The sequence below is a fragment of the Microbacterium sp. NPDC064942 genome, assembly GCF_049545525.1.
In the GTDB taxonomy this organism is placed as follows: domain Bacteria; phylum Actinomycetota; class Actinomycetes; order Actinomycetales; family Microbacteriaceae; genus Microbacterium; species Microbacterium gawkjiense.
This window is the reverse complement of record NZ_JBMWDR010000001.1, coordinates 570373-594075: the sequence shown is the minus strand read 5'-3', so window position 1 is coordinate 594075 and position 23703 is coordinate 570373. Positions and strand designations below refer to the sequence as shown.

The following is a 23703-nucleotide window of genomic DNA, read 5'->3' as shown; positions in this document are numbered from 1 at the left end:
GACGCGGCGCGTCAGAACTGGATCCGCGGCGGCTCGGCGATCGCCGCACCGTCGACAACTTCGAAGAACTCCCGCTCGCCGAATCCGAGCCGTCGGGCGAAGAGGTTGTTCGGGAAGACCTTGATCTTCGTGTTCAGCTCGCGGACGCCGCCGTTGTAGAACCGTCGGGACGCCTGGATCTTGTCCTCGGTGTCGACCACGGCCTGCTGCAGCTGCAGGAAGTTCTGGCTCGCTTGGAGCTGCGGGTAGGCCTCGGCGACGGCGAACAGCGACTTCAGCGCCTGCTGCATGTGGCCTTCGGCGACGCCCGCATCGGCGGGGGTGGTCGCGGTCAGGGTCTCGGCACGTGCCTGAGTGACGTTCTCGAAGACCGCCTTCTCGTGCGCCGCGTAGCCCTTGACGGTCTCGATCAGGTTGGGCAGGAGGTCCGCGCGGCGCTTGAGCTGCACCGTGATGTCGCTCCACGCCTCATCGACCCGCACGTTCAGGGCGACGAGCGAGTTGTAGGTGGCCCAGAGGTAGACGCCGACGATGACGAGGAGGGCGACGACGACGAGGACCGGGATGAGGATTTCCATGAGTCTCCGATCGATAGCCTGATCATCCTAACGAGGCCGACCCGGTGGATGCGGGCGCCCGGCCGTACTTCCCAGGCGTTGCACACGGGGTGCGACTTGTAGTGTCGGTGGGGTGACGGGTCTGCGCACGCATCGGTACCTCCGACTCGCCCTCGTCGGCATCGTCGTGGCCCTGGCGGCATCCGTCCTCATCGAACTGGCGCAGAGCGGCTGGCGGCCCCTCCCGTCCATCAGCGACTACTACTACTCCCCCGCGGGCGGCGTCTTCGTCGGCGCGCTGACCGCCGCCGGCGTCGCCCTGCTGGTCCTCTCTGGCCGCGACACGGAGTCCATGCTCCTCGACATCGCCGCCGTGTTCGCTCCGCTGATCGCCATCGTCCCCACCGGCTACCGCGGTGAGCCGTCCGTCCCGTCGGAGGTCCTGCCCACCGTCCGGAACGGGGTCGGCGTGTACCTGACGATGGTGACGATCCTCGTCGCCCTGGGCATCGTCCTGGCGGCACGCGGGGACCTGGCCTGGCGACGGGTGGCGATCGTCGGGGGCACCGCGTCCGCGGTCGTCATCGCTCTCGCGACCCTCGCATTCGCCCCGGGCCCTGCGGCTGTGTTCCCGTTTCCCGGTGGGATCAACCTTCACCTGGTCGCGACGGTCTGCTTCTTCGCGATGTTCGCGGCGATCCCCTGGGTGACGTCCTTCGGCGAGGATCCCCCTGCGGCGGGGTATCGCCGCGTCTACCTCGCGGTGTCCGTCGTCATCGCGGCGGCCCTCGTCACGACGGTCGGCGCGGCGATCGCGAACCCGGACACGATGGGCGTGCTGATCGGCGAAGCGGTCGCCCTGGGCGCGTTCGCCGTGTACTGGACGGCGCAGACCATCGAACGATGGCGGGATGCGGACCCGCCCAGCATCCTGCCGCGCTGACCGGATGGCCGTGCCCCCGCTGGGACTCGAACCCAGACTGAAGCGATTTTGAGTCTTCACGTTCCTCGACCGCGCCGTTTCGCAGAATTGACATTTGACGGGTTGTTTTTGCCCCGTAATGATCCCCGAAATGACCATTTGCCCCGCTGTCAAATCGCTGTCAGAAGCCGCTTTCGTAGCCTTTTGAGGCCACACCGCTGTCACACCACTGTCACGCTGGGTCCGGTCCACGGGCCGATCGTAGCTTGAGGCCGACGCACTCGCGGGCTAGGGAGGTAGGCAGGCGGGCGCTCCCATCGTCCACCACATGCGCGGCGCGACGAAGAGACTCGCGGTCTGGCTCAGCCGGCACGCCGGGCTGAGCGGCTCGCTCGCCGGGCAGGCGTTAGCTTGCGGAGACAGCCGGGGTTCGGCGGGCGGCAGACGCGAACGCTATCGCGCCGCTGACTGCGATCGCCAATCCGGTGGCGATGCCGTAGCCAGTTGCATCGTCGAAGTTCCCGGCGGCGATCGACGAGCTGGTTGCATCGAGAATCGGCGCGGCGATCGCAACGACCGTGACGAGCAGGCCAGTAAGCACCGCACCAGTAGACATCGCCCCGACGAACGCCGCAGCAAGTGTTAGCAGCGGCATGATGAGAAGGCTTCCGAAAGCGAACGTGGTCGGCAGCACCCCGACGTCAGCCAGCAGGGCCACGCTGGCGCCAGCCAGCCCGATAGCCATGACCGAAATCGTCCAGGTCGTTCGTTTCATGGCGTCAGACTAGCCAGCTACCACGAGCGGGGATAGAGGGAGCGAAGGATCGCCCTCGGCCGAAAGAATCTTTATCTCGACCCGCGATTCCGCCGCTGATACGTTTGCCCCAAAATCGAGGGGATTGAGATGGGGAATCGCAGAATGGGCGGGCGGCTGCTGCTCTCGGGAACATCGATTGCGGTCGTACTTCTGATGTTCGGAGCGGGAGGCGCCGCGGTGGCGGCGGAGAGTGCCGCGCCGGCGTCGGCGCTGGCGGAGGTCTCACCGCCGCCCCGGGATGAGCCTCTGAGCCCACGCGCCATTGCGTACCTTGACGGTGACATCGTGGCGCGTGGCGCACCCTGCGACGCGGGGATCATCTGCGGCACCATCAAGAACAGCGGCGTGACCTCGTTCTACGCCTACACAAACTACATCTCCTCCGTCGAGGTCTCGACGACGGCGAAGAAGCAGCTCGTGACCCCAGGAAACAGGGCACAGGGCGCTGGCCCGTCGCAGGACTGGGATGCGTACTGGGTCCCCGCTGGATACTGCGGCACGCTCTGGGGCGGGGTGTATTGGGATGCGAAGTCGACAATGAATCGAGTGGGTCAAACCAGCGGCCGCTACGACAAGGTCGACGATTGGGGCGGCCAAGTCAAGCTGGCGAAGGGGTACTGCCCGAGCTGATGTGACCTCACCAGCGCGGGTGCGACACCCTCACGGCATCTTCAACCGGTCCGGGGAGTGCGCTGTCCAGGCGAAGGTTCGCCTGGACAGCGTCGTGAAGACCGGTGACACGTCCGTGCTCCCCCTCGATGTCGTGAGTCTCCCCGACCTCGATCGATTCTTCGCCTCCAGCGTTGAGCCGTCCAAGCACCTCCTGTCGGTGGTTCCGCTCATGCGTGCCGCGATCGCTGGAAAGGCGCTGAGGCATAGCTTCAGCGCTCTCCCGGGACCGCGACAACGTCGGGACCATCCACCTCCACGACGGTGTTGAAGACGCCCCAACGGCGCAACCCGGTGTGCCGCTCGATCCCGGTGTACGCCAGTGAGGCTTCCTCGGCGCGTCGGAAGCTCAGAATTACATCGTTCATATGTGTCTCGTTGAAAACACCAGCGGATCGCAGCATCGCGAAGTCCGCGACCGACAGCCCCGTGACGGTACTGAATAGGTCCGGTTCGATCTTCGTGATGACGTCCTCGAGGGTGTGCTCACGAGCGTCCGTCAAGTACATGAAGGCTGGAATGCGAGTGGCGAACTTGAGCAGCTTCTCCTTCACCTGAACCCGCAAGGACTTGCGTTCCTTTTCGGCCTGGTCGAGCTCCCGCCGCTCGTCATCGGGGAGAGACCCGCCGTTCTCCTTCGCTTTGCCTTTGAGCTCTTTGACCTTTTCGGCCTGATTGATGATCGTCTCGATCACGTTCGACGGCAGACTCCGGAAGCCCTCGATCCGCATGATCGCGGCGAGAAGATCCTCCGATGCTTGGATTCGCTTCAACGTTGAGAGGTCCAGATTTACGAGCATGGCGCTCTGGAACATCTGTGCGAGCAGGCTAGCCGAAGTGCCGATCATGGCAATGTCGATCACAGCGCCGGCGTCCAACTGCTTCATATGCCCGTTCTTGTAGGCGAGCACGGGCAGGTAGTTGAGCAGCTCAGTCACTGCGTGGTCCTGGTTGGGCACGTCTGGGCTGAGTCGGGTTCCGTATGTCGTCACCTGACGAAGCGCGCGTGTGGGCGCAAAGTCGAAGACGTAACACATCGGCTTGAGGATCGCCTGCGCTGCCGGGTCATCGCCGTCGGGGTTGTTGAGGACCCACCCCGACTGCACTCGAAACGCCGCCTGGAAATATGTTTCGGGCGACCGCAGGTTGCGGAGCATCAAGATAGATGACCACTGCGGTACCGTCACGCCCGTGGTGAGCTTGCCGCACGTCAACGTGATGGTCTGCGTGTCCTGGCCGCCACCGATCGCCTCTTGAACTGGACGAAGCGCCTCAAGGCCGATACCTGCTTCCTCGCCGGCAACGCGCAAGATCTTGTACTTGTTCCAGGCTGAGGTGTTGGCCTCGTTCTCGAGCATGTTCGCCATCGCGTGCACAGACGCGACGTCCGGCATGAACCACACCGAGTGGCGCAGGTACTTCAGCAGTCTCGCGTCCGAGTATGGGAAGGGCGGGCGTGTACCGATCTTCAGGAGGTCTACATTCAACGGAAGGTAGTCGCCTCGGATGATGTCTAGCCACTTCTGTACATCGGCCGGGTGCCTGAACACCGCATCCGCTCCCCGACCGTCCGCCGCGAAGAAGCTGTTGAGATCGAGGCGAGAAGCGTCCGTGTGCGTTCCTCACGGGTGGCCGCCACGAACGGGTTCGTGCCGCACGCCTTGGGCGTCGCGCCAATCCTGCGCGCGGCGGCCTTCCAATAAGGCCCGTGCTTCGCTGCCGGCCCGGCGAGGACGTGCGCGATTTCGTGCAACAACGTGTCGCGGACGTGGACCTCGTCGGCGTGCTCAACGTAGTGGCGCGAGACGCTGATGCGAAGGTTCTTCCAGGAGCAGAGGCCCATGCGGGTCGTCGCCCGGTCGAACGCGAACGTCCAGTCCGAGATGCCGTGCTCGTCCATCAGGGTGCGGGCAAGGGTCTCGACTTCGTGCAGTTCCATGGAGTGGCTATGCGCAGCGTGGTCATGTCCATTGCCCGTCCGATCGGTACGCCGCCAGCTTCAGTCGCACCGCAGAGTGCATTTGGGCAACCGGGCGGCGCGACCGCTACCATCCCAAATGTGCGCAAATCGACCATCATCGTGACGTCGGTGACGGTTGCGTTGATGACGGCGATGATCGCCCCCATCTTCATTGAGCGCGCTATCTCCGACGCTGAGTACAAGGCTTCGGTTAGTGACGACGACGGAGACACGAGCGTGGAGGCGTTCTCGGAGCCGCACCGTATCGGCACGGCTCCCGGCACCATGACGACGACCTGCTCGACACCAAGCGAGGGGTACAGCGGGCCCTTCGAGCGCGCTCGCTTGTCCGCGACCGAGGATGAGGTCCAGGTACGGTTCGAGTTCGGTGACGGGTCGCTATTCGCGACAGGTGTGCCCAACTCGGTCAGCTACCCCGGCCCGGAACGCATGCTCGTTGTCATCGGCGATGTATACACCTACGTGATCATCAGCCTCAGTGACGACGGTTCGACTATTGAGTACTCCATACAAGACAGGCCAACGGGCGGAGAACGCCTCCCCGGCACCCTCCGGTTTGACGACGGCGATCTTGTTGTGACGTTGCCGCGCCCAGCGGACCTCGAAGGTCCCGCGGTCCGCTGGCATGTCGAGGCGCAAGGGCTCGAGTGTCCGCAGGCCGAGGACCTCGACGAGCGATACCTCGTCACGGACGTCTTCGCCCGCGACTGACCCGGCGGCCAAGTTCGCGGGTCAGATGCGTCTTCTCAGTCTTCGATCATCATCTGATCGATCAGAGTATCCGCGCGGGTTCCGACATCCCGGCGGCGCACCGATGAGTCCGCGCAGTGGTCGGACCGTAAGCGCTGGCGCGTCAGCAGAGGAGGTCGCTGAGGAGCTCTGTCGCGTCCTCATTCACCATTGCGGGCGCGTCAGCGTAGTGCTTGAGGTTCCCGGTCCCGGTGTGCCCGAGCATGGAGCCCGCTGCCTCCGCTCCCATTCGCTCACGGATGTATGTCGCCGCGGTCCGGCGCAGCACGTGAAAGGTGAATTCTTCAGCGGGGAATCCGATGCTCTCGAACAGGTCAGGGTGCGCGGCGGCGAACGTGCGCAATGTCCGTCCGACGTTCACAACCGGCACCGGGCTGCCTGAGCGAGACGCGACCAGAAGGCCAGCGGGGTTCGGCTTCATGGTGGCCCGACGCGCATCGAGAAGGGCCTTGAGGGCAGCTGTCATCCGCACCTCGCGTCGGCGCTTCGTCTTCGTCCAGTCCTGCCGGAAGGCCGGTCCCTTCGGCGGCTGCACGATGGTCCCGGAGAGGATGACGCGGTCCTCGCGCACGTCGCTTTCCCGGACCGCGAGCGCCTCGCCGCAGCGGCTTGCAGTCAGCAGTCCGAGGCGCAGCAGGAAGAGCAGGCGCTCCTTGTCGACTCGGAAGCTTGGCTGTCCCTGTCCCCACGCCTCAAGAGCGCTCCAGACCTCTGCGAACTGAGAGGTGCTCAGCGCATGCACGTCGCGCTTCGTGGGGAGGTCGCGGGTCGAGATGGCACCTGCCGCGGGGTTTGTCGGCACCGCTTCGTGAACCGCTGCGGTGTGCATGACTGCATGCAGCGCTCCGTAACTCTCCCACGCGGCCGCATTGCCGTGCTCGACCTTCACGCGGAAAACCTCGCGGCGGACCCATCCCAGGGTGACCTTGCGCAGCTGCATCTCACCGACGCCGCCGCTCCGCCGGGTGACCTTGCCGTCGCTCCCGCGTTCGCCGCGACCGAGCGTCAAGTTCAGGGCGCGGTTGCGATAGACCTGCATCGACTGCTCACTGACCGACGCCTCGCGCTCTGAGAGCCAGACTGCCGTCGCGTCGGCGATGGTCGAGCGCTTCGAGAGGGTGCGACCTGAACCCTGCGTGGTCGCGTCCCACACCCGCTTGACGGCTTTGCGTGCCTCCTTCTCGGTGAAACCCGTACCGTAAACCGTCTGCTTGAGGCCACCCAGGTCGCGCCCGTTGGCCTGAGCGGTCCAGCTCCCGCCGCGCTGACGGGTCGTAATCGTGCCGAGCTCGCCGGCCGGGATTCGGTTGCTCATCGGACGTCCTCGCGCGTGCGCATCCAGGCGACGATGTCCTGTTCGCGATACCGCACGCCCTTGGTGGAGCTCAGGCGGATGAACCTCGGGCCGGTGCCTCGAGCTCGCCACCCTTCGAGTGTTCGCTCGCTGACATCGAGGTGGGCGGCAGTAGTCCGGGCGTCCATCAGGACGCTCATGTTTGACGTGGTCATGAGCGCCCTATGCGCGAGCTCGCGAAAGGCGACGATCGAGGGCGATTTCGGACTCATCTGAGGCCCGTTCGCGATCGTGAAGTGGCTGTCACGGCTGGCCCCGAAACACCACACTGCTGTCACACCGCTGTCAAAGGGTGGATTCGGCGGCTCTCCGTGTGCCGGTCGAGAGTCCGAGATCCGCGGAAATACGCGGCTGGAGCGGGTGTCGAACGTGCCCCCGCTGGGACTCGAACCCAGACTGAAGCGATTTTAAGTCGCCTGCCTCTGCCATTGGGCTACGGGGGCCTCCCGTCAGCGTATCCCCGACACGACGCGACCCCCGCCGGCCGAGGCCGGAACGGGGGTCGCGGGAACGCTGTCGGTCAGCTCGCGGCGACCTTGCCGGTCTTCTCCGCGGCGACCGTCTTCGGGTCGATCGCGGGGGTCTCGGGGGCGGCCGGACGCGGACGCGCAGCGAACTCCTCGAAGACGTACCGGGGGTTCTGCAGCGTTTCCATCGAGACGTTGTCGCGGCCGAGCCAGAAGTTCTGCCACCAGTCGCCGACGACACGGAACTTGCGCTCGAAGGTCGGCATGGCGAGACCGTGGTACCCGCGGTGCGCGATCCAGGCGAAGAAGCCCTTGATGGCGATCTTGCCGGACTGGAAGACACCGTTGTAGAGACCCAGGCCCGCGACGGCGCCGAGGTTCTTGTGGAAGTACTCCTTCGGCTCCTCGCCGCGCAGGACGGCCACGATGTTCTTGGCGAGCAGCTTGCCCTGACGGACCGCGTGCTGGGCGTTGGGGACGCAGAACCCGCCGACACCGCCGCCGGAGAGGTCCGGGACGGCGGAGACATCACCGGCGGCCCAGGCGCCCTCGACGACCTCCTCGGGCGTGCCCACCCGCAGGTCGGCGCGCGTGCGCAGACGGCCCCGCTCCTCGACGGGCAGGTCGCTGCCGCGGACGACGGTGGGGTTCGCCATGACACCGGCGGTCCAGATGATCACATCGGTCGGGATGACCTGGCCCGTCGAGAGCTCGACGTTGCCGTCGACGGCGCCCTTGACCTGGGTGTCGAGGTGGACGTTGGCACCGCGCTTGGCGAGGTCCTTGAGGACCCACTCGCTCGTCTTGAGCGACACCTCGGGCATGATGCGCCCCATCGCCTCGATGAGGTGGAAGTGCGTCTCCTCGAACGAGATGGTCGGGTAGTCCTTCAGCAGCGCGCTCGCGAAGGCGCGCGTCTCGGCGCACACCTCGATGCCCGCGAAGCCGCCACCGACGACGACCACGGTGAGCAGACGGTCGCGCTCGGGCCCGGGAGGCAGGTTCGCGGCCCGGTCGAAGTTCGTGAGGATGCGGTCGCGGATCGCGACGGCCTCTTCGATCGTCTTCAGGCCGATCGCGTTCTCGGCGATGCCGGGGATCGGGAAGGTGCGCGAGACGGCGCCCGCGGTCACGACGATCTGGTCGTACTGCTCCTGCCACGGCTCGCCGACCTCGGGCGTGATCGTCGCCGTCTTGCTGGCGTGGTCGATGCCGGTGACCTTGGCGATGACGATGCGCGTGCGCTTCAGGTGGCGACGCAGACCGACCACGACGTGACGGGCCTCGATGCCGCCCGCCGCGACCTCGGGGAGGAACGGCTGGTACGTCATGTACGGAAGCGGGTCGACGATCGTGACCTCGGCCTCGCCCTTGCGGAGGTGCTTCTCGAGCTTCCACGCGGTGTAGAAACCGGCGTAGCCGCCTCCGACGACCAGGATCTTGGGCACAGTGGTAGTCACAGTCGGAAGAACTCCTTGATTCAACGGCTCGGCGGTCGCGGGGTGCGCGCCGATCGGATGCGCCGGGCAGCAGCGGTGACCCCGAGCACGATCAGTATAGTCCCCAGGCTGACCACGATCAGCGGCACCGTCCCGTAGCGCAGCGAATCGCTGCTGGGCAGGAGCGGCGATGCGGCCGAACTCGGCGGCTCGGCCTCGGGCAGCGGTGCCACCGTGTAGGGGGTCGGGGTCGGGCTCGTCTGCGGGGTCGATTCGGCCCGGCGGTAGAGCCGGATCCACTCGCGGAGGTCGCCCATCGGGTTCGCCGAGACCTTCGCGACCGGAGCGGAGACCGCCTTGGCGGCGTTGATGAGGCCGTACCCGTACAGCGGGTCGGGCACCTTCTTCGCGCGCTCGCTCGGCGTCGCGGTGGCGATGATCCGCTTGATCACGTTCGCGGCATCCAGGTCGGGGTGCGCGGACCGCACCAGGGCGGCGACTCCGGCGACGATGGGGGCCGCGCCGCTCGTGCCGTCCCAGATGACGAGGTCGCCGTTCGCGGAGACACCCAGCAGCTCCTCGCTCGGCGCGGAGATGCCGATGACGATGCCCTGCGTGGAGGCCGTCCGACTCGCGCGTCCCTCCCGGTCCACCCCGCCCACCGTCAGGACGCCCGGGATCGTCGCGGGGGCGCCGACCTCCTCGGTGCCGCTCTCGCGGTTGCCGGCGGCGACGACGACCACGACGTCGTGGTCGAATGCGTAGAGGAAGGCGTCGTCCCACGACCGGTCCCAATCGAGGGTGTTCGTCGTGAACGAGAGGTTGATGACGTCCGCGCCGTGATCGACCGCCCACCGGATCGCCTCGGCGACCTGATCGACGAACGGGACGCTCGCTGAGCTGCCGAAGCCGATCGAGAGCGACAGCAGGTCGGCCTCCGGGGCCACCCCGATCATGCCCTTGTCGGCCGCCGTCCCCCGGCCTGCGGCGAGGGAGGCGACCCAACTGCCGTGGTTGCGGTCGCTGTCTCCCACGGGCGTGCGGCCGTCGGCCTTCCCCACCCCCGAGAAGTCGGCTCCTCCGACGACGGCGCCGTCGAGTTCCTTCGGCCCTTTGCCGATGCCCGTGTCGATGACGGCGATCGTCGTCCCGGCGCCCTTGGTCGTCTTCCAGGCGTCGGAGATCCCGTACTCCTTCAGCCAGTACTCCATGTTCCGCACCGGATCGACCGGCGGGGGCGTCGGCGACGGGGCGGGCGCGGCCGCCGTGAGCACCGCCGTGACGGCGACGACGGCGGCGGCGAGAAGGGCGCGGACTCCCCTCATCCGGTCACCCTCGGCGTCGCGCAGGTGCACCGCTGCGGCGACCACGACCCGCGCGCGAGGGCGATGTCGCCGATGGGGTTCACTCCGGGACCGGCGGCGAGGGAGTGCGCGGCGAGGGCGTGCAGGCACTTCACGCGGGTCGGCATCCCGCCCGCGGACACGCCGGCGATCTCGGGGACGGCACCGTGCACCTCGCGGTCGGCGAGATAGGCGTCGTGGGCGCGGGCGTAGGACGCCGCGAGGTCCTCGTCGGCGGCGAGGTCGTCGTTCAGTTCCCGCATCACCTGGGTCGCCTCGAGGGCCGACATGGCGGCCGTCGCCCCCGGATGGGTCAGGTAGTAGAACGTCGGGAACGGGGTACCGTCGGGCAGCCGCGGTTCGGTGGCCACCACCGTCGGATTGCCGCAGACGCACCGCGCCGCGATGCCGATCACGCCGCGCATGGGGCGCCCCAGCTGCTCACGCATGGTGTCGTGATCGGCGGCAGACGCGGGCGAGAGTGTCGGATAAGGCACCGGTCAAGGGTACCGGGCGACGCGCGTGAGAGCTGGGCGTCAGCCCGGGGCGACGGTCCCTGCGAGTCCCGCCTCGGTCACGGAGCGCAGGAACTGCGTCATCCAGTCGCGCTGCGTCTCCTGGACGTCGTCGCTGACGGGGCGCTGCGCGGGCTCGATCAGGTCGGTGGGGAGGTCGTCCGCGACGAGGTACACGACCTCGCCGGGCCGCCGGTAGTACAGCCGCTCGCGGGCCTGGGCGACGATGTAGGCCTCGTCGCGCCAGCGTTCGCGCTCGCTCGTCAGCTGGGTGATCTCGTCCTTCGTCGCCTGGACGTCGTGGGTGAGCGCCGCGATCTGCTGCCGCTGGTCGACGTAGGTGCCGATCGTCGGAACGAGGACGAACGCCGCGAGCACGACGAGCCCGAGCATGATCCCCATGAACCCCGACATCCGGATGCCGCCGACCCAGTCGCGGACGTCGACGCGTCGACCCGATCGGGGCGTGCGATCCTGGCCGCGCGGGGTCCGGGACGCACGGGAAGGGGGAGCCGATGGTCGGTCCACGGCTCCCCCTTCTCGTCGGTGTCTGTGCGGTGCGCGTCAGGCGGTGAAACGCGGGAACGCGGCGGCGCCGATGAACTCCGCAGCCTCGCCCAGGTCTTCCTCGATGCGCAGAAGCTGATTGTACTTCGCGACGCGCTCGCTCCGAGCGGGCGCGCCCGACTTGATCTGACCCGAGTTGACGGCGACGGCGAGGTCGGCGATCGTCGTGTCCTCGGTCTCACCCGAGCGGTGCGAGAGCATCGTGGTGTAGCCGGCGCGGTGCGCGACGTCGATCGCGTCGAGCGTCTCGCTGAGCGTGCCGATCTGGTTCACCTTGACCAGGAGCGAGTTCGCCGCTCCGCGCTTGATGCCGTCGGCCAGGCGCTGCGGGTTGGTGACGAAGAGGTCGTCGCCGACGAGCTGCACCTTCTTGCCCAGGCGCTCGGTGAGGGCGGTCCAGTTCTCCCAGTCGTCCTCGGCGAGGGCGTCCTCGATCGTCACGATGGGGAACGAGTCGACCAGGTCGGCGTAGTAGTCGGTGAGCTGCTCGGCGGTCCAGTCCTTGTTCTCGAGGCGGTAGACGCCGTCGTTGAAGAACTCGGTCGCGGCCACGTCGAGGCCCAGGGCGATCTGCGAACCGGGGGTGAAGCCGGCCTTCTCGATCGCCTTGACGAGGAAGTCGAGGCCCTCGCGGTTGCTGGGGAGGTCGGGGGCGAACCCGCCCTCGTCACCCAGGCCCGTCGCGTAGCCGGCGGCCTGCAGCTCCTTCTTCAGGACCTGGTAGACCTCGGCGCCCCAGCGCAGCGACTCGGAGAAGCTCTCGGCGCCGATCGGGGCGAGGAAGAACTCCTGCATGTCGATGCCGTTGTCGGCGTGCTCGCCGCCGTTGATGACGTTGAACAGCGGAACGGGCAGGACGCGCGCGTTCGGTCCGCCGAGGTAGCGGTACAGCGGGAGGTCGGCGCTGTCGGCGGCGGCCTTCGCGACGGCCAGCGAGACGCCGAGGATGGCGTTCGCACCGGTGCGCGACTTGTTCTCGGTGCCGTCGGTCTGGATCAGGACCTCGTCGATGAGGCGCTGCTCGCTGGCCTCGAGGCCCTCGATGGCGGGGCCGAGCTCGTCGATGACGGCGTTCACGGCCTTGAGGACGCCCTTGCCGCCGTACCGGCTCTTGTCGCCGTCACGGAGCTCGTACGCCTCGAAGGCGCCGGTGGATGCGCCGGAGGGGACGGCTGCGCGCTGGACGATGCCGTCGTCGAGCAGGACCTCCACCTCGACGGTCGGGTTGCCGCGCGAGTCCAGGATCTCGCGTGCGCCTACTGCCTCGATCAATGCCACGGGGGTTTCTCCTTGCTTGTGGAGGATGGAACGGGAGCGTCGTCGGTCCGCCCCCGAGTCTAGTGAGGCGCGGGATGCCGCACAGGACCCGCCGTCACACGACGAGCGCGATCGCGATGCCGTCCCACCCCTTGCGGTCGAGGGTCTGCAGCGCGGTGGCCTCGAACCGGGGGTCGTCGCGGAGCATCGCGAGACCGGCGCGGACGCCGTCGACCTGGGCCCCGGCATCCGTTTCCACCACATGCCCGGAGCGGACGACGTTGTCGACGACGACCACCGTGCCGGGGCGGCCGAGGCGCGCTGCCCAGTCGAGGTAGACGGTGTTCGACTCCTTGTCGGCGTCGATGAAGACGAGGTCGAACGGCTCGCCGCCCTCCAGGGCCGGCAGGACGTCCGCCCCGCGCCCCTCGCGCACCTCCACCCGCTCGGCGACCCCGGCGCGCTCGAGGTTGCGTCTGGCCACCGCGGCGTTGTGAGGCTCGGCCTCGATCGAGACGACGCGCCCCTCGGCGGGGAGCGCGCGGGCGAGCCAGATGGTCGAGTAGGCGCCGAGGGTCCCGATCTCGAGCACGCGCCGCGCCCCCGTCATGCGCGCGAGGAGGTGCAGCAGCTTTCCCGACAGCGGCGCGACCTCGATCTCGGGGAGCCCCTCCTCGGCGAGCGAGGCGATCGAGGCGGTGAGCGCGTCGTCGTGGGCGACGAGGGTCGAGGTCAGGTAGTCGTCGACATCGTTCCAGCGAGCGGGGACCGGATCGTACGGGTGTGGATGCGCCATGCCGCCACTCAATCGCCCCGGCGCGCCGGCGTCAACGCGGCGTAGGCGCTCAGCAGGCCCGCCGCGGTCGCGGCGTCGTCGACGGTGACCGTGAGGGTGCGGCCGTCGCGGCGGCGCACCAGGAGCCCCTCGCCCGCGCGCAGCACGACGCCTTGACGCCCGCCGCCGGGCCAGCGGATGCCCCACCCGCCGAACTCCCCGAACGGCGAGACCTGGACGACCTCCGCCGAGACGATGTCCTGCGTCGGGACGTGCACACGCGGCCATCCCGCCGCGGAGACGGCGGTCAGGCCGTCCGGGTCGACGCGCACGTGGAAGCGCAGGGTCGTGGCGACGACGACGAACAGCACGACGACGACCAGACCGGAGATGATCGCCGTGACGAGGTCGCCGAAGAAGACGACGGGCAGGACGGCGAGGCATCCGATCGCGAACGCGATCCACAGGGCCACGGCTCCCCCGCGCGCGAGGGTGATCCCCTGCATCCAGACGACCCGCTCCCCCGCGCGGACCGGCACCTCGACGGCCGGCATCGTCGGGGTCGGATGCCACGGGACGCGGGGTTGCACGGCCCACCCGATCGAGCCCGCCGCAGCGGCGGCGAGGAGCACGCCCGGCAGGAGCAGCACGGGAAGGGCGGCGTCCGCATCCGTCCGTCCGACCTGGATGCCGAGGGTCGCGACGCCGAGGCCACCGATCAGCACGGCGAGTCCGAACGCGACGGCTCCCAGGAGGCGGTAGGCGAAGCCGTGGTCGCCGCGGCGCAGCCCGCCCACGCTGGCTCCGAAGAGGGTCGCGGGGAGCCCGAGGCCGAGGATCGCGGTGACGAGCGGGACGGTCCAGGCGGGCGCGAAGCCGTCGGGCTGCCCCGTCCACCCCCAGTGGGTCGCGACGACCGCGGGCGCCGCCGGGAGGAGCAGCACCTGCGCGACGACCGCGACGAGGATCACGACGGCGGGGAGCACCAGGGCGACGAGGGTGAATCGGCGGCGGACGACGGTCAGGGTGTCAGTGGTCACGAGCAGCCTCCTTGACGAGAGCGGACAGGGTGTCGGGCGAGACGCCCAGGGCACGGGATTTGTCGACCAGGGCCGCGATCTCGGCTCGCAGGCCCGCGAGGGCGGCCCCGGCCGGGGTGACCACGGCGCCGCGGCCGCGGCGGAGGTCGATGAGGCCTTCGTCGCGGAGGTCCTGATAGGCGTGCAGCACCGTGTGGAGGTTCACCCGCAGAGCCTCGGCGACTTCGCGTGCGGCGGGGAGTCGCTCCCCTGCCCCGAGACGGCCGCCGGTGATCTCGGCGCGGAGCCCGGCCGCGATCTGCGCGAACAGCGGAACGGTGCTCTGTGGGTCGACCCGGATCAACATACGGTAATTATAGCGCAACTATAACTAGTTGAGTGTTCGACCCACTCCGGTACGCTCGCGCCGTGTCCTCCCCTGTTCTGGCGCGCCGCCTCGGTCTGGGCGACGCCGTCGTCATCGGTCTCGGCTCGATGATCGGCGCCGGCGTCTTCGCCGCCTTCCCGCCCGCGGCGGCCGTCGCCGGCCCCGGGCTGCTCGTCGGACTGGCGCTGGCCGCCGTCATCGCGTTCGGCAACGCGACCTCGACCGCGCAGCTCGCGGCCGTCCATCCGACCTCCGGCGGCGTGTACGCCTACGGGCGCGCGGAACTGGGGCCGTGGTGGGGCTTCCTCGCCGGCTGGGGCTTCGTCATCGGGAAGACGGCCAGTTGCGCCGCGATGGCGCTGACCTTCGCGGCCTACGTCGCGCCCGCGGGGTGGGAACGACCCGTCGCCGCCGGCGCCGCCCTCGCGCTCGGCACCGTGAACCTCTTCGGGATCACGCGGACGGCGCAGCTGACACGCGTGCTCGTCACGGTCGTCCTGATCGTGCTGACCGTCGTCGCCGTGGCGGGCTTCACGGCACCGAGCGCGCCCGGTCCCCTCTGGGGTGACGGGATCGCCGGGTCCGGCCCCCTCGGCATCCTGCAGGCGGCGGGCCTGCTGTTCTTCGCGTTCGCCGGCTACGCCCGCATCGCCACCCTCGGCGAGGAGGTGCGCGACCCCGCCCGCACGATCCCCCGGGCGGTCGTGCTCGCTTTCTGCGGCGCCCTCGTCGTGTACGCGGTCATCGGTGTCGTCGCCCTCCGCACCCTCGGACCCGACGGGCTCGCCGCGTCCACCGCGCCGCTCGTGGCCACCGTCGAGGCCGCAGGGTGGGATGCCGCGGCTCCGGTCGTCCGGATCGGTGCCGCCGCGGCATCCCTCGGCGCCCTGCTCGCCCTCATCGCCGGCGTCGGACGGACCACCTTCGCGATGGCGCGGGAGGGAGACCTTCCTCGGATCCTCGCCGCCGTGGACGCGCGTCACCGGGTGCCGCGGACCGCCGAGGTCGCGGTCGTCCTGATCGTCGTCGCCGTCATCGCGCTCGGCGACATCCGGGGCGCGATCGGCTTCTCGTCGTTCGGCGTGCTGCTCTACTACGCGGTCGCCAACCTCGCTGCGTTCCGCCAGCGGGGCACCGCCCGCCGGTACCCGCGATTCCTGCAGCTCGTCGGCGGCGTCGGGTGCGTCGTCCTCGTCGTCACCCTGCCGTGGCCGTCGGTGCCGATCGGGGTCGGGGTGCTGCTGGCGGGATGCGTCTACCGGTTGCTGCGTCTGCGCCGCCGCGCGTGATCGCGTCGCGCACGACGGGCAGGAGCGCCTCGGCCGTTCGCCGGTAGCCCAGCGCGCTCGGGTGGAACCGATCGAGGCTGAACATGCCGTCGGGGTCGATCCGGAAGAACGGACCGACCGCGCGACGCAGCGACACCACGCCGGCGCCCTCGGCGCGCGCCCGGTCGGCCTGGGCCGTGGCGAGCTGCTGCGACGCACGGGAGCCGATGCTGCGCAGCGGCTGCGGCACGGCGCGGAGGGCGCCCAGGTCGGGGCACGTGCCGACCACGACGGCGGTACCGACGGCGCGCAGTCGGCGGATCGCCTCCGCGAGGTGGGCCGCCGCCACGGCGACCGGCACCCGGTGCGTCACGTCGTTGCCGCCGACGATGATGACGGCGGCATCCGCACGGTAGTCCGCCGGGAGCGCGTCGATCTGGCCGGCGAGGTCGGCCGATTCCGCACCGACGACCGCCCCCGTCCGCAGCCGCACGGGCCGGTCGAGCTCCCCCGCGAGACCCTTCGCGAGGCGTCCCCCGAGCGTCTCCTTGCGGTGCTGAGCCCCGAGACCCGCCGCGATCGAGTCGCCGAGCAGCAGCAGCTCGAGCGGCGTGCCCCCGAGTCCGGCCCGCCAGACCCGGTCGGCGGTCGGGGCGGCGTCACCGAGCGGCTTGCCGATCCGCCGCCGCGCGATCGCCGCCTGTCGCGCGAGCGCGACCCGGGTGCCGAGGACGACGGCGCCGACGACCACGAGCGCGGCGGCAACGGCGACGGGGAACGGAGTCCGAGCTGAACGTGGCACCACCGCATCCCACACCGCCCCGGTGAACGACGGGCGACGTCGCGGTGACGTGCGCGATCAGGTGCTGGCGGGCGAACGGAGGGAGTCCACCGCGGCGGCGATCCGCTTCTCGCGCGTCTCCGACTTCTTCGCGTCGACGACGGAACGAGCGACCTCCTTGCGGCGCGACGGCGCGAGCGCATCGAACGCGGCGCGCACCTGCGGTTCCGCGTCGAGGGCGGCCGCGAGGTCGTCCGGAACGTCGACTTCCCGCTCGTCGGTGTCGAGATCGATGGTCGCCTCGACCGCGTCCCCGATCTCGACCCCCAGCTCGGCGCGCGCCGCCTTCGACATACCGATCAGGTTGCGCCCGCCCATCACACCGAGACGCAGGCGCGCGGTGCGCCCCGCGATCGTCACCCGGACCGCGGCCCGCTTGCCGCCGCCGAGGGCCTCGACCTGTTCGTCTGTCAACTCGATCGCGGTGGCGGGGCCGTTCTTCGGCAGCACGGTGCGGACGGTGAGCGTCATGCGCGGAACGCTAGCAGCGCCGCGCAGCGCTGTCAGCCGAGCGGACGCAGCTCGATCGACGCGGACGGGGCGCCTGCGGACACGGTGCCGAAGGACGTGTACCCGTCGGCGGCGGACCGCTCCAACAGCCCCTTGAGGTTCTTCGTCCGCTGCTCGAGGCGCACACGCGCGCCCTGCGCGATGAAGAACGCCTTGTGGCCGGCGAGCTCGGCGAGGGGGACGTCGCGGTCGGCGATGAGGACGACGGCAGCGGCTGCGGCATCCTCCCCCGCTCCGACGAGGTCCACGATCCGCTCGAACCCGATGGAGAAGCCCACCGCCGGCACGTCCTGGCCGAGGAAGCGGCCGATCATGCCGTCGTACCGGCCACCGCCGCCGAGCGAGTAGGAGACCGAGGGATGCGCGAGCTCGTAGATCGTGCCGGTGTAGTAGCCCATGCCGCGCACGAGGAACGGGTCGAAGTGCAGGGGCACGTCGGTGGTCCCCCGCGCGGCGGCGACCGCGTCGCCGATGCCGACCAGGTGGCCCACGATCTCGTCCGAGACATCCTCGGGGAGCGCCTTGCGGATCTGCGCCTCGCCGAAGGGCAGGTACTCGCGCGTCTGCGGACGGTTCAGGAACGCCTCGAACGCGGTGACGGCGTCTTCGTCGGCGCCGCGGTCCCGCAGCTCGGCGACCACCCCGGCCGGCCCCACCTTGTCGAGCTTGTCGATCGTGATGAGGACGCCGGCGCGGTCCGCCTCGGCGAACCCGAAGGCGGCGAGCATCGCGTCGAGGGCGCGGCGGTCGTTGATGCGGATCGTGCCGCCCTCGAGACCGAGCGCCTCGAGGACGTCGAGGCTCGCCGTCAGCAGCTCGACCTCGGCCCGGGCCGTCGCGTCGCCGATGATGTCGATGTCGCACTGCACGAACTGGCGGTACCGCCCCTTCTGGGGCCGCTCCGCGCGCCACACCGGCGCGATCTGGATCGCGCGGAATACGGAGGGCAGCTGTGCACGGTTGGTCGCGTAGAACCGCGCCAGCGGCACGGTGAGGTCGTAGCGCAGACCCAGGTCGGACAGGGCCGACGGGTCGTCGGCGGCCGCGCGGATGGCCTCGGCGTCGAGCCCGCGACGCAGGACGTTGAAGGCGAGCTTCTCGTTGTCGCCGCCGATCCCCGCATGGAGCCGCTCGTAGTCCTCGACGACGGGGGTCTCGATCTCGTCGAACCCGTGCGCCCGGTAGCGGTCGCGGATGACGGCGAGCACCCGCTCACGGCGGGCTTTGTCGGCGGGGAGGAAGTCGCGCATGCCGCGCGGCGGATTCACGGAGGGCACGGTCCTAGTCTCTCAGACCGCGCTCCCGCGGCCGCGCCCGCGAGCCCCGGGGCGACTCAGCGGGACTCGGCCGCGCGGACGTCCTCGGCGAGCGCGCGCAGACGCTGCCGCAGGGCGCGCTCGGCATCCCAGCCGGCCTCCATCGCCTGCGCGACCAGCGCCAGCAGCGCCTCGCCCAGCTCCGCCTCGTCGGCGGGCGACGGCGTCGGTGGCGGCGGTGGCGGTGTCACCCCGACCTGGGTGGCCTTCCCGAGCATCTTCTGCGCGAGGGCGAGCGAGGGCATGTGCATCGACACCCCGTCGAGGACGCTCGTGCGCGTGCGCTTCTCGGCCGCCTTCGCCGCGTTCCAGTGGATCAGCACCTCGTCGGGTGTCGTCGCGACGGCGTCGCCGAACACGTGCGGGTGGCGACGGATCATCTTCTCGGCGAGTGCCGCGGCGACGTCGTCGATGTCGAACGGATCCGTCTCGTCGCGCGAGGCGATCTCGGCGTGGAAGAGCACCTGCCACAGCAGGTCGCCGAGCTCCTCCTTGAGATCGGCGCGGGTGCCCGCTTCGACCGCGTCGACGAGCTCGGCGGCCTCCTCCTGCAGGTAGGGCACGAGGTCGGCGTGATCGATCCGCTGGGTCCAGACGCACCGGTCCCGCACGGCGCGCATCGTCTCCGCTGCCTCCCGCAGGTGGTCGCGGCGGGGTTCGCGGGGCTCGTCCGTCATGACGGACACGATACGAGGGATGCCGCGGGCCGGGGTGATCGCCAGCGGCGATGGCCCGGCGGACCGCCGCGCGTAGGGTGGGACGGTGACCCCCGCTCCCACCGCCTCGGGTCCCACCGCACCCGCGCAGGCGACCCACGTCTCCCTCCTGACACTCAGCACCTTCGTCGTCGGCTCCATGATCGGCGCGGGGGTGTTCTCCCTCCCGGCGACCTTCGCCGAGTCGACCGGAGTCGCGGGCACGCTGATCGCCTGGGCGATCGCCGGCGGCGGCATGTTCATGCTCGCGCTCGTCTTCCAACGGCTCGCGGTCCGCAGGCCCGACCTCGACGCGGGCATCTTCAGCTACGCGAAGGAGGGGTTCGGCAACTACGTCGGCTACTTCGCCGCGTTCGGCTACTGGGCGAGCGCCTGCGTGGGCAACGTCTTCTACTGGGTCTTCATCACCGGCACCCTGGGCGCCGTCTTCCCCGCGCTCGGCGAGGGCAACACGCCGCTCGCGGTGGCGATCTCCTCCGCCGGCATCTGGCTCTTCTACGTCCTCATCCGTCGGGGCGTCCGCGAGGCTGCGGCGCTCAACCGGATCGTCACGATCGCGAAGACGGTACCCATCGTCGTGTTCGTCGTGCTCTGCCTCACGGTCTTCGATCCCGCCGTGTTCGCCGCGAACTGGTCGGGCGACCCGGGCACCGGTCTCGGCGAGCAGATCCGGACGACGATGCTCGTGACGGTGTTCGTCTTCATCGGGATCGAGGGGGCGACCGTCAACTCGCGCCACGCGCGACGCCGATCGGATGTCGGACGCGCCACCGTGCTCGGCTTCCTGAGCGTGCTCGCCGTCTTCGCCTCGGTCACGGTGGTCTCGTACGGTGTCATCCCGCGTGCGGAGATCGCGGGGCTCCGCCAGCCGTCGATGGGCGGCGTGCTCGAGGCCGCCGTGGGCGGCTGGGGCGCCGCGTTCGTCGGGGTCGCGCTCGTCGTCGCGGTGCTCGGCGCCTACCTCGCCTGGACCCTCATGGCCGCCGAGGTGCTGCTGTCGGCGGCGCGCGCCGGCGACCTGCCCCGGTTCCTGCAGCGCACCAACGCCAAGGACACCCCCACCGGCGCCCTCACCCTCTCGTCCCTGCTCGCGCAGGCGATGCTCGTGGTCGTCCTGTTCGCGCAGAACGCCTTCGACGCGGCGCTCGAGCTCACGAGCGCGCTGGCTCTCATCCCGTTCTTCCTCTCCGCCGCGTTCGCGCTCAAGCTCGCCGTGCAGGACGGTCGCCGGGGTCGTCTCGGCGATGGGATTGTCGCGGTGCTCGCGACGCTCTACACGCTGTACCTGCTGTGGGCGGCGGGGGCGACCTATCTGCTGCTGTGCCTGGTCATCATCGTCCCCGGCACGATCCTGTTCGTCATCGGTCGTCGCCAGCAGCGGGCGCGGGTGTTCACACCCCTTGAGGCGGTCTTGTTCGCCCTGGCGACGATCGGCGCCGTGGTCGCCGTCGTGCTCATCGCGCAGGGCGTCATCGCCGTGTGAGGGTAGCGGGCACCGGCATCCACCGTCACGCGGAAAATGTCGCTCGCAATCCTCGCTAACGTGAAACGGTGCACGAACCGACCCCCACCGAAGCCATCGACCTCGTCGGACGTTACGAAGCCGAGCAGGAGATCCCCGAGCGGATGCGCGCCGATGTGCGCACGCTCGGCGCGCTGCTCGGGCGCGTGCTGCGCGAGAGCGGTTCGCCCGGCCTGTTCGAGGACGTCGAGCGACTGCGCGTCGCGACGATCCAGGCATACACCGACCCGACCCCCGAGGCGTTCGCGCGCGCGGCATCCATCGCGGACGCGTTCACTCTGGAGCGCGCCGAGGAGGTCGCCCGCGCCTTCACCTGCTACTTCCACCTCGTGAACCTCGCCGAGGAGCACCAGCGCGTGCGAGTCCTCCGCGAGCGGAGCGGTCGCGGCGACACCCGGGACGCAGGCGACTCGATCGTCTCGGCGTACCGGCGGCTGTCCGAGGAGATCGGGCAGGAGGGCGCCCTCGAACGACTGCAGGGCCTGCGTTTCCACCCCGTCTTCACGGCGCACCCGACCGAGGCGCGGCGCCGTGCGGTGTCGAACAGCATCCGTCGCCTCGCCGATCTGCTGCGCGAACGGGATGCCGCCGAGGCCGACAGCCCCGACCGCCGCCGTGCCGAGCGTCGCATGCTCGAAGAGGTCGACACCCTCTGGCGCACCGCGCCGCTGCGCGCCGAGAAGCCGTCGCCGACCGACGAGGTGCGCGCCGTCATGGCGATCTTCGACGAGACGCTGTACACGTCGATCCCGCACGTCTACCGCCGCATCGACGACGTCCTGCAGGGGGAGGATGCCGGGGCCCGCCCGCCCCTCGTGCGCCCCTTCATGCGCATCGGCTCCTGGGTCGGCGGCGACCGCGACGGCAACCCGTTCGTGACCGCCAAGACGACCCGCAAGGCCGCCGCGATCGCGAGCGAGCACGTCCTGCTGGGACTCGAGCACACCGCGAACCGGGTGGGCCGCACGCTGACTCTCGACGCCGGGTCCACCCCGCCCACGCCGGAGCTGCTCGCACTGTGGCAGCGGCTGAAGGATGCCGACGAGGAGGCGGCGGCCGAGATCGCGAAGCGCTCCCCCAACGAGCCCTACCGCCGCATCATGCTGCTGCTCGCCCGCAAGATCGCCGCGACGCGCACCCGCAACGCGGACCTCGCCTACCGCGATCCCGAACACCTGCTCGCCGACCTGCGGGTCCTGCAGGATTCCCTCGTCGCGGCGCGCGCTCCCCGTCAGGCCTACGGACACCTGCAGCACCTCCTCTGGCAGGTCGAGACCTTCGGGTTCCACCTCACCGAGCTCGAGGTGCGCCAGCACTCGGCCGTGCACGCCAAGGTGCTCGCCGAGCTCGAAGCGGGCGGTGCGCGCTCGGAGCTGACCGAGGAGGTGCTCGAGGTCTTCCGCACCATCGCGTTCCTGCAGGACCGGTACGGGCCGCGGGCCGCGGGCCGCTACATCGTCTCGTTCACGCAGTCCGCCGACGACCTCGCCGCCGTCCACACCCTCGCCCGGCACGCCGTGGGTCCCGACGGCACTCCCCCGGTGCTCGACGTCATCCCGCTGTTCGAGACGTTCGCGGACCTGCAGGCCGCCCCCGGGATCCTCGCCGAGATCGTCGACCACCCGGCGTTCGCGTCCCGGCTCGAGGCGACCGGTCGCAGGCTCGAGGTCATGCTCGGCTACTCCGATTCGTCGAAGGACGTCGGCCCCGTCGCCGCCAACCTCGCCCTGTACGAGGCGCAGGCGGAGATCTCGGCGTGGGCGGTCGAGCAGCGCATCGAATTGACCCTGTTCCACGGCCGCGGCGGCGCCCTCGGGCGCGGCGGCGGACCGGCGAACTCCGCGATCCTCGCGCAGCCGCCCCACTCCGTCGACGGCCGCTTCAAGCTCACCGAGCAGGGCGAGGTCATCTTCGCCCGCTACGGCGACCCCGCGATCGCGATGCGCCACATCGACCAGGTCGCCGCCGCGACCCTCCTCGCCTCGGCCCCCTCGATCGAGGACCGCAACCGGTCCGCGGCCGAGCGCTACGCCTCGGTCGCGGCGACGATGGACGCGGCCTCGCGCGAGCGGTTCTTCTCCCTCGTGAAGGCGCCCGGCTTCGCGCCGTGGTTCGCCCAGGTGACCCCCATGGAGGAGATCGGGCTGCTCGCGCTCGGCTCGCGTCCGGCGCGCCGCGGCCTGTCGGTGGAGTCCCTCGCCGACCTGCGGGCGATCCCGTGGGTGTTCGCGTGGACGCAGGCCCGCATCAACCTCGCCGGCTGGTTCGGTCTCGGGACGGCGCTGGACGCCGTCGGCGACGAGGCCACGCTGCGGGGCGCGTACGAGGAGTGGCCGCTGTTCCGGACCCTCATCGACAACGTCGCCATGAGCCTCGCCAAGACCGACGACCGCATCGCCCGTCACTATCTCGAGCTCGGCGACCGCGACGACCTCGCCGCCCTCGTCCGCGACGAGATGACCCTCACCCGCGACTGGGTCGTGCGCCTCACCGGCGGCACCGAGCTGCTGTCCAACCGTCCCGTGCTGGGGCGCGCGGTGAAGATGCGCAGCCCGTACGTCGACGCGCTCTCGCTCCTGCAGCTGCGCGCGCTGCGCGGACTCCGCGAGACGCAGGCGGGCGGCCAGGTCGACCCCGACCTGCAGCGGCTGCTGCTGCTGTCGGTCTCGGGCGTCGCCGCGGGACTGCAGAACACGGGGTGAGCCCCGGC

General features: G+C 70.0%; 24 protein-coding genes and 1 tRNA gene. 6 read left to right on the top strand and 19 right to left on the bottom strand.

The annotated features are described in order from the left end of the window. Positions 1 to 11: 11 nt before the first annotated feature. Entirely contained in the window at positions 12 to 578 is a 567-nt protein-coding gene (locus ACPEH2_RS02835; RefSeq protein ID WP_064001751.1) for a LemA family protein, read from the bottom strand. Positions 579 to 690: 112 nt separating this feature from the next. Between ACPEH2_RS02835 and ACPEH2_RS02830 the strand changes: the two genes are divergently transcribed. Next, complete coding sequence (locus tag ACPEH2_RS02830) at positions 691 to 1500, top strand: hypothetical protein (RefSeq protein WP_217530371.1); 810 nt, start codon at positions 691 to 693, stop codon at positions 1498 to 1500. Between the two features lie 385 nt (positions 1501 to 1885). On the opposite strand, the gene ACPEH2_RS02825 is transcribed toward ACPEH2_RS02830, so the two are convergent. Continuing rightward, positions 1886 to 2254 carry a hypothetical protein gene (locus tag ACPEH2_RS02825; RefSeq protein WP_359917336.1) on the bottom strand — a complete coding sequence of 123 codons (369 nt, stop codon included), beginning with the start codon at positions 2252 to 2254 and terminating at the stop codon, positions 1886 to 1888. A 144-nt stretch (positions 2255 to 2398) separates the two neighbouring features. Here ACPEH2_RS02825 and ACPEH2_RS02820 point away from each other — a divergent pair, with 144 nt between their 5' ends. Beyond that, the gene (locus tag ACPEH2_RS02820) at positions 2399 to 2926 is read left to right on the top strand and encodes a hypothetical protein (protein WP_423718215.1); all 528 of its coding nucleotides are present in this window, start codon (positions 2399 to 2401) and stop codon (positions 2924 to 2926) included. A gap of 251 nt (positions 2927 to 3177) precedes the next feature. On the opposite strand, the gene ACPEH2_RS02815 is transcribed toward ACPEH2_RS02820, so the two are convergent. Both ACPEH2_RS02815 and ACPEH2_RS02810 read right to left on the bottom strand, forming a co-directional pair. Beyond that, on the bottom strand, positions 3178 to 4359 hold the full coding sequence (locus ACPEH2_RS02815) for a hypothetical protein (RefSeq protein WP_423718214.1): 1182 nt from the start codon (positions 4357 to 4359) through the stop codon (positions 3178 to 3180). A 119-nt stretch (positions 4360 to 4478) separates the two neighbouring features. Beyond that, positions 4479 to 4904 carry a SprT-like domain-containing protein gene (locus ACPEH2_RS02810; protein ID WP_359917327.1) on the bottom strand — a complete coding sequence of 142 codons (426 nt, stop codon included), beginning with the start codon at positions 4902 to 4904 and terminating at the stop codon, positions 4479 to 4481. A 120-nt stretch (positions 4905 to 5024) separates the two neighbouring features. On the opposite strand from ACPEH2_RS02810, the gene ACPEH2_RS02805 reads away from it, so the two are divergent. After that, positions 5025 to 5657 carry a hypothetical protein gene (locus tag ACPEH2_RS02805; RefSeq protein WP_359917324.1) on the top strand — a complete coding sequence of 211 codons (633 nt, stop codon included), beginning with the start codon at positions 5025 to 5027 and terminating at the stop codon, positions 5655 to 5657. Positions 5658 to 5799: 142 nt separating this feature from the next. Here the strand turns inward: ACPEH2_RS02805 and ACPEH2_RS02800 are convergent, their stop codons facing one another. The 11 genes from ACPEH2_RS02800 to ACPEH2_RS02750 form a co-directional block, all read right to left on the bottom strand. Continuing rightward, positions 5800 to 7011: a site-specific integrase gene (locus ACPEH2_RS02800; protein ID WP_359917321.1), complete on the bottom strand. Its 1212-nt coding sequence runs from the start codon at positions 7009 to 7011 to the stop codon at positions 5800 to 5802. Next, on the bottom strand, positions 7008 to 7205 hold the full coding sequence (locus ACPEH2_RS02795) for a helix-turn-helix transcriptional regulator (RefSeq protein ID WP_359917319.1): 198 nt from the start codon (positions 7203 to 7205) through the stop codon (positions 7008 to 7010). The genes ACPEH2_RS02800 and ACPEH2_RS02795 overlap by 4 nt, the downstream gene beginning before the upstream one ends. Positions 7206 to 7420: 215 nt before the next feature. Beyond that, positions 7421 to 7493, bottom strand: a tRNA-Leu gene (locus tag ACPEH2_RS02790). Between the two features lie 77 nt (positions 7494 to 7570). Further along, on the bottom strand, positions 7571 to 8965 hold the full coding sequence (locus ACPEH2_RS02785; protein ID WP_423718213.1) for an NAD(P)/FAD-dependent oxidoreductase: 1395 nt from the start codon (positions 8963 to 8965) through the stop codon (positions 7571 to 7573). A 32-nt stretch (positions 8966 to 8997) separates the two neighbouring features. Beyond that, positions 8998 to 10281, bottom strand: a complete 1284-nt coding sequence (locus ACPEH2_RS02780; protein ID WP_217530571.1) for a S8 family serine peptidase — start codon at positions 10279 to 10281, stop codon at positions 8998 to 9000. Further along, entirely contained in the window at positions 10278 to 10748 is a 471-nt protein-coding gene (locus ACPEH2_RS02775) for a DUF501 domain-containing protein (RefSeq protein ID WP_064001748.1), read from the bottom strand. Before ACPEH2_RS02775 ends, ACPEH2_RS02780 begins: the two co-directional genes overlap by 4 nt. Positions 10749 to 10835: 87 nt before the next feature. After that, positions 10836 to 11342, bottom strand: a complete 507-nt coding sequence (locus ACPEH2_RS02770) for a septum formation initiator family protein (RefSeq protein ID WP_359917313.1) — start codon at positions 11340 to 11342, stop codon at positions 10836 to 10838. Positions 11343 to 11378: 36 nt separating this feature from the next. Beyond that, the gene (gene eno, locus ACPEH2_RS02765) at positions 11379 to 12659 is read right to left on the bottom strand and encodes a phosphopyruvate hydratase (protein WP_217530374.1); all 1281 of its coding nucleotides are present in this window, start codon (positions 12657 to 12659) and stop codon (positions 11379 to 11381) included. Positions 12660 to 12753: 94 nt separating this feature from the next. After that, a complete protein-coding gene (locus ACPEH2_RS02760) occupies positions 12754 to 13434 on the bottom strand; it encodes an O-methyltransferase (protein WP_217530376.1) in 681 nt (226 codons plus the stop codon). Positions 13435 to 13442: 8 nt separating this feature from the next. Next, positions 13443 to 14453: a DUF1648 domain-containing protein gene (locus tag ACPEH2_RS02755; RefSeq protein ID WP_423718212.1), complete on the bottom strand. Its 1011-nt coding sequence runs from the start codon at positions 14451 to 14453 to the stop codon at positions 13443 to 13445. Beyond that, a complete protein-coding gene (locus ACPEH2_RS02750; RefSeq protein ID WP_217530380.1) occupies positions 14443 to 14799 on the bottom strand; it encodes a GntR family transcriptional regulator in 357 nt (118 codons plus the stop codon). The genes ACPEH2_RS02755 and ACPEH2_RS02750 overlap by 11 nt, the downstream gene beginning before the upstream one ends. Before the next feature lie 62 nt (positions 14800 to 14861). Here ACPEH2_RS02750 and ACPEH2_RS02745 point away from each other — a divergent pair, with 62 nt between their 5' ends. Further along, entirely contained in the window at positions 14862 to 16109 is a 1248-nt protein-coding gene (locus tag ACPEH2_RS02745) for an APC family permease (RefSeq protein WP_423718211.1), read from the top strand. On the opposite strand, the gene ACPEH2_RS02740 is transcribed toward ACPEH2_RS02745, so the two are convergent. The 4 genes from ACPEH2_RS02740 to ACPEH2_RS02725 form a co-directional block, all read right to left on the bottom strand. Next, on the bottom strand, positions 16018 to 16890 hold the full coding sequence (locus ACPEH2_RS02740; RefSeq protein WP_423718209.1) for an SGNH/GDSL hydrolase family protein: 873 nt from the start codon (positions 16888 to 16890) through the stop codon (positions 16018 to 16020). The genes ACPEH2_RS02745 and ACPEH2_RS02740 overlap by 92 nt on opposite strands. Positions 16891 to 16947: 57 nt before the next feature. Then, complete coding sequence (locus tag ACPEH2_RS02735; protein WP_217530386.1) at positions 16948 to 17400, bottom strand: YdeI/OmpD-associated family protein; 453 nt, start codon at positions 17398 to 17400, stop codon at positions 16948 to 16950. A gap of 32 nt (positions 17401 to 17432) precedes the next feature. Then, positions 17433 to 18689, bottom strand: a complete 1257-nt coding sequence (locus ACPEH2_RS02730) for a histidine--tRNA ligase (RefSeq protein WP_423718305.1) — start codon at positions 18687 to 18689, stop codon at positions 17433 to 17435. 83 nt (positions 18690 to 18772) lie between these two features. Then, positions 18773 to 19432, bottom strand: a complete 660-nt coding sequence (locus ACPEH2_RS02725) for a MazG family protein (protein ID WP_423718208.1) — start codon at positions 19430 to 19432, stop codon at positions 18773 to 18775. 85 nt (positions 19433 to 19517) lie between these two features. On the opposite strand from ACPEH2_RS02725, the gene ACPEH2_RS02720 reads away from it, so the two are divergent. Continuing rightward, the gene (locus ACPEH2_RS02720) at positions 19518 to 20954 is read left to right on the top strand and encodes a basic amino acid/polyamine antiporter (protein WP_423718207.1); all 1437 of its coding nucleotides are present in this window, start codon (positions 19518 to 19520) and stop codon (positions 20952 to 20954) included. Positions 20955 to 21022: 68 nt separating this feature from the next. Continuing rightward, positions 21023 to 23695 carry a phosphoenolpyruvate carboxylase gene (locus ACPEH2_RS02715; protein ID WP_423718206.1) on the top strand — a complete coding sequence of 891 codons (2673 nt, stop codon included), beginning with the start codon at positions 21023 to 21025 and terminating at the stop codon, positions 23693 to 23695. The last annotated feature ends 8 nt before the right edge of the window (positions 23696 to 23703 follow it).

Coding starts and splice junctions, on each gene's coding strand:
- ACPEH2_RS02835 (WP_064001751.1), bottom strand. CDS start 578: ATGGAAATCCTCATCCCGGTCCTCGTCGTCGTCGCCCTCCTCGTCATC.
- ACPEH2_RS02825 (WP_359917336.1), bottom strand. CDS start 2,254: ATGAAACGAACGACCTGGACGATTTCGGTCATGGCTATCGGGCTGGCT.
- ACPEH2_RS02820 (WP_423718215.1), top strand. CDS start 2,399: ATGGGCGGGCGGCTGCTGCTCTCGGGAACATCGATTGCGGTCGTACTT.
- ACPEH2_RS02815 (WP_423718214.1), bottom strand. CDS start 4,359: ATGCCGGACGTCGCGTCTGTGCACGCGATGGCGAACATGCTCGAGAAC.
- ACPEH2_RS02810 (WP_359917327.1), bottom strand. CDS start 4,904: ATGGAACTGCACGAAGTCGAGACCCTTGCCCGCACCCTGATGGACGAG.
- ACPEH2_RS02800 (WP_359917321.1), bottom strand. CDS start 7,011: ATGAGCAACCGAATCCCGGCCGGCGAGCTCGGCACGATTACGACCCGT.
- ACPEH2_RS02795 (WP_359917319.1), bottom strand. CDS start 7,205: ATGACCACGTCAAACATGAGCGTCCTGATGGACGCCCGGACTACTGCC.
- ACPEH2_RS02780 (WP_217530571.1), bottom strand. CDS start 10,281: ATGAGGGGAGTCCGCGCCCTTCTCGCCGCCGCCGTCGTCGCCGTCACG.
- ACPEH2_RS02775 (WP_064001748.1), bottom strand. CDS start 10,748: ATGCGTGAGCAGCTGGGGCGCCCCATGCGCGGCGTGATCGGCATCGCG.
- ACPEH2_RS02760 (WP_217530376.1), bottom strand. CDS start 13,434: ATGGCGCATCCACACCCGTACGATCCGGTCCCCGCTCGCTGGAACGAT.
- ACPEH2_RS02750 (WP_217530380.1), bottom strand. CDS start 14,799: ATGTTGATCCGGGTCGACCCACAGAGCACCGTTCCGCTGTTCGCGCAG.
- ACPEH2_RS02735 (WP_217530386.1), bottom strand. CDS start 17,400: ATGACGCTCACCGTCCGCACCGTGCTGCCGAAGAACGGCCCCGCCACC.
- ACPEH2_RS02730 (WP_423718305.1), bottom strand. CDS start 18,689: ATGCGCGACTTCCTCCCCGCCGACAAAGCCCGCCGTGAGCGGGTGCTC.
- ACPEH2_RS02725 (WP_423718208.1), bottom strand. CDS start 19,432: ATGACGGACGAGCCCCGCGAACCCCGCCGCGACCACCTGCGGGAGGCA.